The organism is Urbifossiella limnaea, assembly GCF_007747215.1.
GTDB classification, from domain to species: domain Bacteria; phylum Planctomycetota; class Planctomycetia; order Gemmatales; family Gemmataceae; genus Urbifossiella; species Urbifossiella limnaea.
Window position 1 is genome coordinate 5,278,730 of record NZ_CP036273.1, and the last position, 12,535, is coordinate 5,291,264.

Consider the following 12,535-nt stretch of genomic DNA (forward strand, 5'->3'; position numbering starts at 1 on the left):
GAGTTATTCATCCGTCGCCTGCGACGCCGAGCCGGCCGTCGGCGCGACGGCGCCCGGCATGCCGGGGTAGGCACCGGGGATGTTCGCCATCATCGTCGCGTTGCCGACCTGCACGTTCCCGGCGGCGTCCAGGAAGATCTTGTCCTGAAGGATCTCCTGGATCACGATCGCCATCTTGTCGGACACGCCGCGGGCGTCCACGAGCGGCTTGGCACCGGTGTTCAGCGCCACCATCCGCTTCTGGATCAGGGTGGACAGTTTGAACCGCCCCCCCACCTTGTTCACAATCGCCTCTTCCTTCAGGTCGTCGAGCATGAGCTAAAACCCCCTGCGGGTGAATTCGTCGCGGATCAGTCGTTCCAGGGCGTCGGTCGCGGCCGTCAGGTCGGCGTTCTCCAACCGCTTGTCGAACTCGTCGGCGCGGGCCAACTCGCCTCGGGCGGTTTCGAGCCGGCGGTGGATCGACGCCTCCGGCTCGCCGCGGCCGTCGAGCCGGTGGCGGAGCACGTCGAAGGCCGGCGGCATCACGAACAGCGAAAGGTGGTCGCCAGGGTACAGTAGCCGGACCTGCCCGGCGCCCTGCACGTCGATGACCAGGATGACACCCACGCCGGCGGCACGGTACGGATCGACCTCCGCCCGTGGGGTGCCGTAGAAGTCGACGCCGTGGACCTCAGCCCATTCGAGCATTTCACCGCGGGCGATCGCCTCGCGGAACTGGTCGTGCGTCCAATAATGATACGAGACGCCGTCCAGTTCGCCCGGCCGCCGCTTCCTGGTCGTAGCCGTGATCGCCCGGCGCAGTGGCAGCACGTTACGGCCGATGAGCCCGTCCACGAGCGTCGTCTTGCCGACCCCGCTCGGGCCCGACAAGACGATTAGCGGGGCGGTGCGGCCGGTCGGGGTCGTCATTCCGCGCTCCGCGTCACTCAACGTTCTGCACCAACTCGCGGACCTTCTCCAGCGCCGCCTTGATCTCGAACACGTGGCGCGACACGGTCACGTCGCCGGCCTTCGAGCCGAGGGTGTTCACCTCCCGGCCCATCTCCTGTAGCACGAATTCCAGCTTCCGCCCCGCCTCGTCCCCCTTACGGACCAGTTCCGCGAACTGCTCGAGGTGAGCGGTCAGCCGCGTCACCTCCTCGGCCACGTCGGTGCGGTCGGCGAACAGCGCCACCTCGCGGATGACGTGGTCCTGCGACACCGCCACGCCGGCGTCCGCGACGCCCTGCCGGACCCGCTCCAGGATGCGCTGCCGGTACTCGGCCGTGACCGCCGGCAGGTGGCTCCGCACCCGACCAAGTTCCTCGCACACGTGCCCGTGCAGCGACAGCAACTCGGCTGCCATCGCCTTCCCCTCTTCGCGGCGCATGGCGTCGAGCTTCGTCAACGCCTCGCCGAGCGCGGTCTCCACGGCCGGCCACTCGTCGTCGGGCAGGCCGCCGTGGCGGGTCGGCTCGGGGGCGACGCCGGGGAGCGTCAGCGCCGCGGCGAAGACTTGTGCCGCGTACAGTTCCGGCAATTTGGCGGCGTCGCAGGCGGTGCGAGCTTGTTTCAGGTAGGCGGTGAGCAGGTCGGTGTTCAGGGCGGCGTCGGTCGGCTTCGCCCGCCGGTTGGCGTGCACGTGAACCAGCAGGGTGCCGCGGCGGACGTGCCGGCGGACGACCTTCTCGACCTCGGCCTCGAACAGCGGGTACGGGTCGGACCCGCGAACGGTCACCTTCAGGTGCCGGTTGTTGACCGCCCGGACCTCGACGGCGACGGCGGCCGCGGCGGTCGCGCCCCGGGCCTCCCCGTACCCCGTCATGCTCAGCAACACACCGGTTCCCCGTGGGTGCTACTGTACGGGCGGGAGCTGGTTGCCCCCACCGCCCTGCTGGGCCGGGGCGGCCTTCTCGGCCGGAACCTCGATCTGGTTCACGTTCGCGTCCTCGGAGATCTCGTACTTCACGACCTTGACGTGGATCATGATGACGAGCACCCACACGGCGGCGAGGTACAGGGTGATCTTTACGAAGGCGTCGGCGGCACGCGAGCCGAAGGCGCTCGACCCGCCGGCGCCGCCGAACGCGCCCGCGAGCCCGCCGCCCTTGCCGCGCTGGATGAGGACGATCAGCATCAGGAACAGGCCGATGCCGACCACGAGCACGTTCAGAACGTGGGACACCCACCAGACGGCGAGCAAGGACACGGCGCGAACCTCCGTGCGAACGACACGACGGGCGACCCGGCCCGCCCCAACGGGTGAACGGTTAGTCTAGTGCGCGGGTCGGCGTCGGGTAGGGCCGTCAGCCCGCGGCGGCGACGATCTTGAGGAAGGCGTCGGCCTTGAGGCTGGCTCCGCCGACCAGTCCGCCGTCGATGTCCGGCTGCGCGAACAGCCCCGGCGCCGACTCGCCTGTGAGCGACCCGCCGTAGAGGATAGGAAGGGCAGCGGCGATATTATCGCCGTAGAGCATCCCCATTCGGGCGCGAATGTTCTTGTGCGCCTCCTGCGCCAGTTCCGGCGTGGCGACCTTCCCCGTACCGATCGCCCATACCGGCTCGTAGGCGAAGATCAGTCGGGCGAACTGCTCGTCCGTGAGGCCGGCGCACGCGGCGTACACCTGGCGCTGGAAGACGCGCTCCTGTAGGTTCCGCTCGCGCTCCGCGAGCGTCTCGCCGATGCACAGGATGACGTGTAGTCCGGCCTCGAGCGCGGCATGAACCTTTTGGTTGGTCGCGGCGTCGGTCTCGCCGATGACATGCCGCCGCTCGCTGTGCCCGACGAGGGTGTATTTGCAGCCGACCTCTAGGAGCATCCCCGGGCTGACCTCGCCGGTGAACGCCCCCTTCGTCTCCGAGTACACGTCCTGCGCCCCGAGCGCCACCGCCGTCCCGGCGAGGGCGTCGGCGACGGGCACGAGCCACGGAAACGGCGGGATGACGGCCACGTCGCACGCCGGGGACGCACCTACGCCGGCGGCGACGGCCTTCGCCAGCGTGACGGCCTCGGCGCGGGTGGTGTTCATCTTCCAGTTGCCAGCAATCAGCTTGCGACGGGGCATGAGGCTCCTCGGGAACTACACAACTGGCGAGCGGTCAGTTCTGTTCCGGCGCCCAGAACTCGCGGTCCAGCGCCGCAGCCAGCCGCCGCAGGTCGCCCATCAGGTCGAGGAACTGATGCGGCAGCAGCGCCTGCGGGCCGTCCGACATCGCCTTCTCGGGACAGTTGTGAACCTCGACGTGCACCCCGTCGGCACCCGCCGCGACCGACGCCCGGCACATGCTCGGGATCAGGTCGGGCCGGCCCGTCGCGTGGCTCGGGTCCACGATGATCGGCAGGTGGCTCTGCCCCTTCACGTTCGGCACGGCGCTCATGTCGAGCATGTTCCGCGTGCTGTCCTCGAAGCTCCGCACGCCGCGCTCGCACAGCACCACGTCCTTGTTCCCCTCGGCGAGGATGTACTCCGCGCTCATCAGCATGTCCTTCACCGTGGCGCTCATGCCGCGCTTCATCAGCACCGGCTTCTTCGCCCGGCCGACCTCCTTCAGCAGGTCGAAGTTCTGCATGTTGCGGGCGCCCAACTGGAGCATGTCGGCGTACCGGCACACCAGGTCCACCTGCCGCGGGTCCATCACCTCGGTGACGACGGGCATGTCGTACTTGTCGCCCACGTCCCGCAGGATTTTCAGCCCGTCCTCGCCCATCCCCTGGAAGCTGTACGGGCTCGTCCGCGGCTTGAACGCGCCGCCGCGTAGGATGTTCGCCCCGCCGGCCTTCACGTACTTGGCGACGGTGTCCATCACCTCGTAGCTCTCGACCGCGCACGGCCCGGCGATCATGGCCAGGCTGCCGCCGCCGACCTTCACCTTGCCGACGTACACCGCCGAGTCTTCCTTGTGGAACTCACGCGACGCCAGCTTGAACGGCTTCATGATCGACAGGACCTGCTCGACGCCCGGAATGGCGGAGAAGTTCTCCGTCTGCGGCTTCCGCTCGTCGCCGATCACGCCGACGATCGTCCGCGTCTCGCCGCGAGAGACGTGGGGCGTGAAGCCGAGTTCCTTCACCCGCTCGATGACGTGCTCGATCTGTTCCAGGCTGGCGTCGGGCCGAATCACGAGGATCATGGCAGAAACTTTCGACCGCCGGCCGGGCCGACGGGGGCGCGGGTGAGGGATGCGGTTAACGTAGGGACGCGGCCCGGGCGGGAACACCCGGGCGGACGGCGGACGGTCGAGCCGGCGTGATTGTGTGCACGACTCCCCCCCGGGGGTCGAGGCACGCATTGAGTCTATGACACAAAAGAGTGTGAGGGCGACCCGGGCTGTCGCTACTCCTCGGACGCTTTCGCGGCCGGGAACGACCCCAGCGGCGAGACCTCGTCGCACACGGCTTCCAGGCCGGCGAGCGCCTTCTTCACCTTCGGGTCGTCGCGGTGGCCTTCCATCTCCAGGAAGAACACGTACTCGCCCTTCGCCTCGCGGTACGGGAACGACTCCACCCACGTCAGGTTGATCTTGTTCTGCTTGAAGACCTGGAGTGCGTCCGCCAGCGAGCCCGGGCTGTTGGTCGTCTGAAACATCAACGCCGTCTTGTCGGCGCCGGTCTTGGCGCTGTCCGACAGGCCGATGACGGCGAACCGCGTCTCGTTGAACGGGCTGTCCTCGATGTTGTTGTACAGGATGCGGATGCCGTACCGCACCGCCGCCTGCCGGCCGGCCACGGCCGCGACGTGCGGCTCGCTCTGCACCAGCGACGCCGCGTGCGCCGTGCTCGACACCTCGTGCAGGCTGGCGTGCGGCAGGTTCTTCGACAGCCAGTTCCGACACTGGCTCAGCGCCTGGGCCTTGCTGTAAACGCGGCGGATTTCCGTCTGCTCGCAGTTCGCCAGCAGGTGGTGCCGGACGCGCAACCGCACCTCGGCGCAAATCTTCACCTGAGGCATGCGGATGAACATGTCCAGCGTGTCGGTGATGCGGCCGTCGGTGCTGTTCTCAAGCGGCACGACCCCGTAGTCGGCGTGCTTCCGCTGCACCTCCTCGAAGACGGCCGCGATGGTGCCGGTCCGGAGGTACGTCATCGCTTCGCCGAACCGCTCCAGCGCCGCGAGGTGGCTGTAACTGTATTCCGGGCCGAGGAATGCGATCTTCTGCACCTTCTGAATGGCCCGCGACCCGCTGATGAGTTCGCGGAAGATCGCCCGCAGCGTGACTTCCTCGAGCGGCCCCTTGTTGGCGGCGAGGATGTTGTTCATCACCTCTTCTTCGCGGGCGGCCGAGAACACCTCGCCGCCCTGGTCGGCCTTCACCTTGCCGATGCGGGCCGCGACCGCCGACCGCTTGTTCAACAGGTCAAGGATCTGCAGGTCGAACTTGTCGATCTGGACGCGCAGCCCCTTGAGGTCGGCGGAGGTCTTGTCGGCTCCGTCGTCGGTCTTGCGCGCCATGGCGGAACCCGCGAGGGGATGAGTAGTTGGGTAGGAATGTACCGGCCGGCCGCGCGGGCGTCAACGAACAGAGTTAAGTCCGAGTGAAGGGGCGGTTCCGGTTGTAGCGGCGGTAGCGAGAATCCCGGTTGTCGCAATCCGTTCGCTATCACTGACTTGCCGCCAGCCGTCAAAACGGCAGTCGCCGCGGGTGGCGGGATCAGCGAGCTCCCCGATTCGGCGGCGATCGGCGTGCGGAAGCATTGACCAGATTATGACTTGCGTCGCCGCCACGTCGCAAGCGCGTGGGCTGGTATGAGGGTTGCTGAGCAACGCGACAAAACCTACGAATCCGGTGCGCCCCCGCCCGAATCCAACACGTGTCACAAACCCGGTCCGCTGCCCGGCCGACCGGCTAGAACACTACGAAACCGGAGACCCAAGTCATGGCGGAAGAAAAGATCATCGGCATCGACCTCGGCACCACCAACTCGGTGGTCGCCGTGATGGAAGGCGGCGCGGCCAAGGTCATTCCCAACCAGGAAGGCAACGCGATCACCCCGAGCGTGGTCGCGTTCACCGACAAGGGCGACCGCATCGTCGGCGACCCGGCGAAGCGTCAGGCGGTCACCAACCCGCGGCGGACCATCTACAGCATCAAGCGGTTCATGGGCCGCCGGCACGACGAGGTGGAGAGCGAGGAGAAGCTCGTCCCGTACAAGATCGTCGGCGGCAAGAGCGACCTGGTGAAGGTGGACATCGACGGCAAGTCGTTCACCCCGCCCGAGATCAGCGCGATGGTGCTGCGCAAGCTCAAGGAGAGCGCCGAGGCCTACCTCGGGCAGACCGTCCGCAAGGCGGTCATCACCGTGCCGGCGTACTTCAACGACGCCCAGCGGCAGGCCACGATCGACGCCGCCGCCATCGCCGGGTTCGACACCGAGTACGAGATCCGCGGCAAGGACGGCAAGGTCGTCAAGCAGCGGATGCGCATCATCAACGAGCCGACGGCCGCGGCCGTGGCCTACGCGCTGGACAAGAAGAAGGACCAGAAGATCGCCGTGTTCGACCTCGGCGGCGGCACCTTCGACATCTCGGTGCTGGACGTCGGCGACGACGGCGTGTTCCAGGTGCTCAGCACCAACGGCGACACGCACCTCGGCGGCGACGACTTCGACCAGGTGCTGATGGACTTCATCGCCGACACGTTCCAGAAGGAGAACGGCATCGACCTGCGGAAGGACGCGATGGCGATGCAGCGGCTCAAGGAGGCCGCCGAGCGGGCCAAGAAGGACCTGAGCCAGCAGACGCAGACGGACATCAACCTGCCGTTCATCACCGCCGACGCCAGCGGCCCGAAGCACCTGATGCTGACGGTCACCCGGACGCAGTTCGAGAAGATGGTGGACCACCTGTTCGAGCGCTGCAAGAAGCCGGTGCTGACGGCCCTCAGCGACGCGCGGCTGAAGCCGAACCAGATCGACGAGGTCGTGATGGTCGGCGGCATGACCCGGATGCCGCGGGTGCAGCAGCTGGTGAAGGACATCTTCGGCAAGGAGGGGCACCGCGGCGTGAACCCGGACGAGGTGGTGGCGATCGGCGCCGCCATCCAGGGGGCGCAGCTGCTCCTCGGGGCCGCGGCCGACATCCAGCTGCTCGACGTGACGCCGCTGTCGCTGGGCCTCGAAACGCTCGGCGGCGTGCTGACGGTGATGATCCCGAAGAACACCACCATCCCGACGAAGAAGACGGAGGTGTTCACGACCGCCGCGGACAGCCAGCCGTCGGTCGAGGTGCAGGTGTTCCAGGGCGAGCGGCCGATGGCCCGGGACAACAAGCAGATCGGCACGTTCCACCTGGACGGCATCCCGCCGGCCCCGCGCGGGACGCCGAAGGTCGAGGTGAGCTTCGACCTGGACGCCAACGGCGTGCTGAGCGTGTCCGCGAAGGACCTGGGCACGGGCAAGTCGCAGCAGATTCGCATCGAGGGCTCGTCCGGCCTGAGCAAGGACGAGGTCGAGAAGATGAAGCGCGACGCCGAGCTGCACGCCGACGAGGACAAGCGGAAGCGCGAGCTGGCCGACGCGAAGAACGAGGCCGAGGGGAAGATTCACGCCATCGAGAAGGCGATCGCCGAGGCCGGCGACAAGGTCAGCGAGGGCGACAAGGCGCCGGTGACGCGGGCGGTCGAGAAGGTCCGCGACGCCATCAAGGGCGGCGACGTGGCGGCGGTGAAGGCGGCGACGGCGGAGCTGGATCAGGTGTCGGCGGCGATGGCGCAGCACCTGCAGGCGGCCGCGGCCGGGTCGCCCCCGCCGGGGGCGACGACGCCAGGCAGCGCCGGCAAGCCCGGCGACGACGTGATGGACGCGGAGTACGAGGTGAAGAAGTAACCAACGAGAAAGCCCACCCGGTCTGACGGGTGGGCGTCGAGAAGCGCGGAAGCCCGGGGCGGATGTCCCCGGGCTTCGTGCGTTTAGCCGCCGCAGGTCGAGCAGCCGCTCTTGGTGCTCTTGCAGCCGGTGCTGGTGACGGTGACGACGCCGGCGAGGAGCGCGAGGCAGATGAGAAGCTTACGCATCGGAAGGCCCTTCCCTGGGGGTGTTGCCGGCCGTCCCGTGGCCGACGTGCGACAGGTATCGGCGAGGCGGGGTGGGGCGGGGAGCGGGGAAGTGCGGTGTTTCGAGGGCGGTGGGCGTTGGAGGTCCGGCTGTGCGGGGTGTAGGGGTTCGGCGAGCTGGGGGGCGACGGCCCCCGGCTCGCCGCCCACTATTCCGCCGGCTCCAGCACCGCGGTCATTGACCCGCTGCTGTGCTGGCTCCGCGGGTCGGGGCCGTACGCGTGAATCTGCTCCTGCTTCAGTTCCGCCCGTTCCAGGCTCGTCGTGCACACGATCGCCCGGCCCGTCTTGTGAACCTCCTCGGCGAGCTTGAACCCGGTTTCGAGCGGGTGCGCGAACAGGTCCAGCAGCATGATGGCCACGTACTCGAAGGTGTGGTCGTCGTCGTCCAGCAGGATCACGTGGTACGGCGGCTGGTGCCGCGTTCGTGTCTCGGTCTGCTCGTCGAGTTCCGGCAGCACCGCCGGTCCGCTGCTCATCGATTCCTCCGTCAGCTCGGGCGCAGGGCCGGCGCCTTCGGGTCGGTCCGCGTCGTGTTCGTAACCGGCCCGTGGGCCGGGTCCACCCGGCCGAACACGATCACCGCGATGTCGTCGTTCTGAGCCCGGCCGGCGGCGTGCCGCTTCACCGCCGTCACGAGCTGGTCGCCGACGCGCCGCGGCCGCCAGTTCGCCGCCGCGATGGCGTCGTTCGGCGGCAGCAGGCACTCGTCCACGCCCTCGGGGCCGTACAGCGCCCCGGACGGGCTCATCGCGTCGGTCACGCCGTCGGTGAACACGGCAACCACGTCGCCGACTTCCAACCGCAGCGTGACCGACTCGTACTCGTACCCCGGCATCACCCCCAGCGGCGTGCCGGTCTGGTCGGTGCTGATGGCGTCGTCCAGGTCGTGCGGGCCGACGCGAAACATGCGAGGGTTCATGTGCCCGGCGTTCACGACCGTCATCTGGTGGGCGACCGTGTCGATGAGCATCACGGCCAGGGTGACGAACCGATCGCCGAGCCCGCCGCTGATCATTTGGTCGTTCAGCATCCCGACCGCCTTCACCGGGTCGGGCTCGCTGAGCAGGCAGAACCGCACCTCGGAGCTGAGCTTGGCGACGAGCAGCGCCGCGGGCACGCCCTTCCCCGCCACGTCGCCGAGGACCACCGCGAGCCGCCCGTTCGGGAGCACGACGGCGTCGTAGTAGTCGCCGCCGATCGTCTGCGCGGGCGAGTAGTGGGCGAAGAACTCGTACCCGTCCACGGTCGGCATCGACTGCGGCAGGAACCCGAGCTGCACGGCGCGGGCCAGTTCCATCTCCTTCTTGGCCTTCTCCGCGTTCAGCGCGTTCTCGTGCAGCTTCGCCTTCTCGACCGCCACGCCGGCCAGGTTGGCGACGATGGTGAGGAGGTTCAGGTCGTCCTCGCGGAACTTCTTGGAGCGGTCCTGGGTGTCGAGCTGGATGGCGCCGAGCGACTTCCCCTCGGCGGTGACCAGCGGCACGCACATGACGCTGCGGATCTTGAACTCGGCGATCGACGCGTTGGCCGGGAGCGAGGCGTCGGCGCTGGCGTCCTCGCTCAGGTACGAGTGCTGCGTGTCCACCGCCTTGCGGATGATGGTGCGGCTGAACCGGGCCTCCTCGGGGTCGCCGCGGCGGACGCGGACGGCCCGCGGCACCATGCGGCCGGCGTCGTCCAGCAGGATGATGAAGCACCGGTCGGCCTGCTTGAACTCCTTCAGCATCGTCTCCGCGACCTGGTTCAGCAGCGGGTCCAGGTCGAGCGTCCGCGACAGGCTGGTGCTGATGTCGAGCAGCGCCCGCAGCCGGTCGTTCGGCTGGGTGTCGAGGAAGTGCTGGGCGTTGATCCGGCTGCCGGTGGCCTCGATGGTGGTGGCGCCGCTGGAGTCGGGCTCGTCGTCGGCGTCGCGGGTGAAGTGTTCGGGCAGCGGCGGCTTGTCGGCCGACCTCGCGCGCTCGTCCTCGTACTTGAACAGGAAGTCGCACAGCTTCAGCCGGTCTTCGGCGCGGAGCTGCGTGCGGGCGGTAACCTTGCGGCCGTTGAGGACGGTCTCGTTGCGGCTCTTGAGGTCTTCGACGTAGTAGTGGCCGTTGGCGCGGCTGATCTGGGCGTGGCGGCGGCTGATCGCGTGGTGCGGCAGCACGATCTGGCACGTCTCGGCGTCGCGGCCGAGGACGATGAGGTCGCCGTCGAGCGGGATTCGGTCGCCCGGGGTGCCGCCGGTCGGCGACTTCAGGAGGACGAGCGCGGGCATGGCGGTCCGGAGGCTGGGGCGCGGGGCCGGAAGGCGGCCCGGCGAGCCACCCCGATGTTACCCCCGCCGGGCGGGTAAGGCAAGGAAGCTGGCCGACACGTCGCGGATGTGTTCGACCGCCTCCGGCGGGACGCGTTCCACCGTGCCGTCGCCGCGCTCGAGTTCCAGCCCGTCGAACGACAGCGCGCGGAGGCGGCCGGTCGGGCGCGACCCGTCGGCTCGTTCCAGCTCCACGTCGCGGCCGACGAAGCCGACGCCGCCCGCCCACGCCGCCTCGACCGCGGCCCGGTCGCCGGCCAGCAGCCGCCGCCACGCCGCGTCCAGGTTCCGTACCACGGCCCCGGCCGCGTCGCGCAGCTCGACCGGCGAGCCGGTCACCAGCCCGAGCGAGGTCGCGTCCGGGAGGCCCAGCGCGGCGAACTCGTCGGCCGACTGCGCGAGGTTCAGCCCGACCCCGCACACGACCCGCGCCGCCTGCTCGATCAGGATGCCGCACACCTTCTTGCCCTGAACCAGCAGGTCGTTCGGCCACTTGATCCGGGCCTCGACGCCGGCCAACTCGCGCACCGCGGCGGCGACCGCGACCGCCGCCCACGCGGTGAGAATCACCGGGCGCCGGAGGTCGGCCGGCGGGGTCAGCACGACCGACATCAGCAGGGCCGCCCCGGGCCGGCTCCGCCACGGCCGGCCGAAGCGACCGCGGCCCGCGGTCTGGTTCCGCGCCACGATCACGAGGCCATCGTCCGTCCCGGCCGGCAGCGCGGCGGCGAACGAGTTCGTGCTGTCGAGTTCGTCGAAGACGAGGACGCGGCGGCCGACCCGCTCGGTGGCGAACGTCCATTCGGCGGGGGGCGTCACGATTGGTAGTCGAGGGCGATGTCGAGGGCGGGGGCGGAGTGCGTGAGGGCGCCGACGCTGATGCGGTCCACGCCCGTCGCGGCCGCCGCGGCGATGGTGTCGAGCGTGATTCCCCCGGACGCTTCGAGCCTCGTACCGGGCGAAACCGCGTCGCGGCGGGCGACCGCGGTGCGCATCACGCCGGGCGGCATGTTGTCGAGCAACACGATGTCGGCCTTCGCGGCGAGGGCGTGTTCGAGCTGTTCCATGGTGTCCACTTCCACCTCGATCGGCAGGCCGGCGTTGGCGGCGCGGGCCAGTTCGACGGCGCGGCGCACGTCGCCGCCGAGGCCGGCGAGGTGGTTGTCCTTGATGAGCACGCCGTCGTACAGCCCGACGCGGTGGTTCGTGCCGCCGCCCGCCCGCACGGCGTACTTCTCCAGCAATCGCCAGCCCGGCGCCGTCTTTCGGGTGTCGAGAACCGCGGCGTGCGTGCCGGCAACCGCGTCGACATACCGCCGCGTCAGCGACGCGACGCCCGACAGCCGTTGCAGGAAATTGAGCGCGGTGCGCTCCGCGGCGAGGACGGAGCGCAACGGCCCGGCGACGGTGGCGAGCACGTCGCCGCGGGCGAGCCGGGTGCCGTCGGCGAGCACGGGCGTGAAGGCGAGTGCGGGATCGACGGCGGCGCAGACCAGCGCCGCGGCGGGGAGGCCGGCGGCCACGCCGGCGGTCCGGGCGACGAATGCGGCGCGTCCGGGCTGCTCCGCGGGGATAAGGGAGGCGCTGGTCCGGTCGCCGGCGTCGCCCAGGTCCTCGGCGAGGGCGAGGGCCACGAGCGCGCGGCAGGCGGCGGTTTCGGCCGGGTTGAACGCAGACATGCGGGTAGCATACGCGCCGGTCACTTCCGCCGGCACACTTCCGTGAGCATCGCGTCGAGCGTGGTTGGGTCCACGGGCTTGGTGAGGTGCAGGTCGAAGCCGGCCTCGGCGGTGCGGCGGCGGTCCTCGGCCTGGCCCCACCCCGTCAGCGCGATGAGCGCCACCCGCTCCCCCCACGCCGCCGCCCGGATGCGGCGGGCGACTCCGTTGCCGTCGAGCCGGGGCATGCCGATGTCCAGCACCGCCACGTCCGGCCGGAACTCTTCCGCCACGTCGACCGCCTCCATCCCGTCGGCCGCGGTACGGACCTCGTTTCCCAGCAACTCCAGGAGCGTCGCCAGGCTTTCCGCCGCGTCGGTGTTGTCGTCCGCGACCAGTACCTTCCGTCTGCCACCCGTAACACGCGCGCCGGCGTCCGCCACGTCGCACACTCCCACGGTCGCGCCGGACATATCGGCCCACCCGGTCGTCGGATTGATATCCACAGTGCAGAAGTGGTGAAGGCAACTCCCGTGCCCGGTCGGAA

The 12,535-nt window shown here is 69.5% G+C and carries 13 protein-coding genes; 1 reads left to right on the forward strand and 12 read right to left on the reverse strand.

Features of this window, described 5'->3' with window-relative positions:
- Positions 1-3: 3 nt before the first annotated feature.
- From ETAA1_RS21490 to pheA, 7 genes are all read right to left on the reverse strand, one after another.
- Positions 4-315: a DNA-directed RNA polymerase subunit omega gene (locus tag ETAA1_RS21490; protein WP_202920313.1), complete on the reverse strand. Its 312-nt coding sequence runs from the start codon at positions 313-315 to the stop codon at positions 4-6.
- Between the two features lie 3 nt (positions 316-318).
- Positions 319-912, reverse strand: coding sequence for a guanylate kinase (gene gmk / locus ETAA1_RS21495; RefSeq protein WP_145242121.1), 594 nt, complete (start codon positions 910-912; stop codon positions 319-321).
- 13 nt (positions 913-925) lie between these two features.
- Positions 926-1,819 carry a YicC/YloC family endoribonuclease gene (locus tag ETAA1_RS21500; RefSeq protein ID WP_145242123.1) on the reverse strand — a complete coding sequence of 298 codons (894 nt, stop codon included), beginning with the start codon at positions 1,817-1,819 and terminating at the stop codon, positions 926-928.
- An 18-nt stretch (positions 1,820-1,837) separates the two neighbouring features.
- A complete protein-coding gene (secG, locus tag ETAA1_RS21505; RefSeq protein ID WP_145242125.1) occupies positions 1,838-2,191 on the reverse strand; it encodes a preprotein translocase subunit SecG in 354 nt (117 codons plus the stop codon).
- 97 nt (positions 2,192-2,288) lie between these two features.
- Positions 2,289-3,047: a triose-phosphate isomerase gene (gene tpiA / locus ETAA1_RS21510; protein WP_145242127.1), complete on the reverse strand. Its 759-nt coding sequence runs from the start codon at positions 3,045-3,047 to the stop codon at positions 2,289-2,291.
- A gap of 34 nt (positions 3,048-3,081) precedes the next feature.
- The gene (gene aroF / locus ETAA1_RS21515) at positions 3,082-4,113 is read right to left on the reverse strand and encodes a 3-deoxy-7-phosphoheptulonate synthase (RefSeq protein ID WP_145242129.1); all 1,032 of its coding nucleotides are present in this window, start codon (positions 4,111-4,113) and stop codon (positions 3,082-3,084) included.
- 203 nt (positions 4,114-4,316) lie between these two features.
- Positions 4,317-5,432, reverse strand: coding sequence for a prephenate dehydratase (gene pheA, locus ETAA1_RS21520; RefSeq protein ID WP_145242131.1), 1,116 nt, complete (start codon positions 5,430-5,432; stop codon positions 4,317-4,319).
- Between the two features lie 425 nt (positions 5,433-5,857).
- Here pheA and dnaK point away from each other — a divergent pair, with 425 nt between their 5' ends.
- A complete protein-coding gene (dnaK, locus tag ETAA1_RS21525) occupies positions 5,858-7,804 on the forward strand; it encodes a molecular chaperone DnaK (protein ID WP_145242133.1) in 1,947 nt (648 codons plus the stop codon).
- A 376-nt stretch (positions 7,805-8,180) separates the two neighbouring features.
- On the opposite strand, the gene ETAA1_RS21530 is transcribed toward dnaK, so the two are convergent.
- From ETAA1_RS21530 to ETAA1_RS21550, 5 genes are read right to left on the reverse strand one after another with little or no spacing between them, the layout of a single operon-like run.
- Complete coding sequence (locus tag ETAA1_RS21530) at positions 8,181-8,510, reverse strand: ATP-dependent Clp protease adaptor ClpS (RefSeq protein WP_145242135.1); 330 nt, start codon at positions 8,508-8,510, stop codon at positions 8,181-8,183.
- Between the two features lie 11 nt (positions 8,511-8,521).
- Complete coding sequence (locus ETAA1_RS21535; protein WP_145242137.1) at positions 8,522-10,291, reverse strand: SpoIIE family protein phosphatase; 1,770 nt, start codon at positions 10,289-10,291, stop codon at positions 8,522-8,524.
- 57 nt (positions 10,292-10,348) lie between these two features.
- The gene (locus ETAA1_RS21540; protein WP_202920314.1) at positions 10,349-11,149 is read right to left on the reverse strand and encodes a biotin--[acetyl-CoA-carboxylase] ligase; all 801 of its coding nucleotides are present in this window, start codon (positions 11,147-11,149) and stop codon (positions 10,349-10,351) included.
- Positions 11,146-12,009 (reverse strand): carboxylating nicotinate-nucleotide diphosphorylase, encoded by an 864-nt coding sequence (gene nadC, locus ETAA1_RS21545; protein ID WP_145242141.1) that lies wholly within the window; start codon positions 12,007-12,009, stop codon positions 11,146-11,148. The genes ETAA1_RS21540 and nadC overlap by 4 nt, the downstream gene beginning before the upstream one ends.
- Positions 12,010-12,029: 20 nt before the next feature.
- Positions 12,030-12,461, reverse strand: a complete 432-nt coding sequence (locus tag ETAA1_RS21550) for a response regulator (RefSeq protein WP_145242143.1) — start codon at positions 12,459-12,461, stop codon at positions 12,030-12,032.
- Positions 12,462-12,535: the final 74 nt, after the last annotated feature.

Excerpts from the sequence above, each read along its gene's own strand:
- ETAA1_RS21550 (WP_145242143.1), bottom strand. The coding sequence starts at position 12,461 with ATGTCCGGCGCGACCGTGGGAGTGTGCGACGTGGCGGACGCCGGCGCG.
- gmk (WP_145242121.1), bottom strand. The coding sequence starts at position 912 with ATGACGACCCCGACCGGCCGCACCGCCCCGCTAATCGTCTTGTCGGGC.
- ETAA1_RS21530 (WP_145242135.1), bottom strand. The coding sequence starts at position 8,510 with ATGAGCAGCGGACCGGCGGTGCTGCCGGAACTCGACGAGCAGACCGAG.
- tpiA (WP_145242127.1), bottom strand. The coding sequence starts at position 3,047 with ATGCCCCGTCGCAAGCTGATTGCTGGCAACTGGAAGATGAACACCACC.
- ETAA1_RS21535 (WP_145242137.1), bottom strand. The coding sequence starts at position 10,291 with ATGCCCGCGCTCGTCCTCCTGAAGTCGCCGACCGGCGGCACCCCGGGC.
- pheA (WP_145242131.1), bottom strand. The coding sequence starts at position 5,432 with ATGGCGCGCAAGACCGACGACGGAGCCGACAAGACCTCCGCCGACCTC.
- dnaK (WP_145242133.1), top strand. The coding sequence starts at position 5,858 with ATGGCGGAAGAAAAGATCATCGGCATCGACCTCGGCACCACCAACTCG.
- aroF (WP_145242129.1), bottom strand. The coding sequence starts at position 4,113 with ATGATCCTCGTGATTCGGCCCGACGCCAGCCTGGAACAGATCGAGCAC.
- nadC (WP_145242141.1), bottom strand. The coding sequence starts at position 12,009 with ATGTCTGCGTTCAACCCGGCCGAAACCGCCGCCTGCCGCGCGCTCGTG.
- ETAA1_RS21490 (WP_202920313.1), bottom strand. The coding sequence starts at position 315 with ATGCTCGACGACCTGAAGGAAGAGGCGATTGTGAACAAGGTGGGGGGG.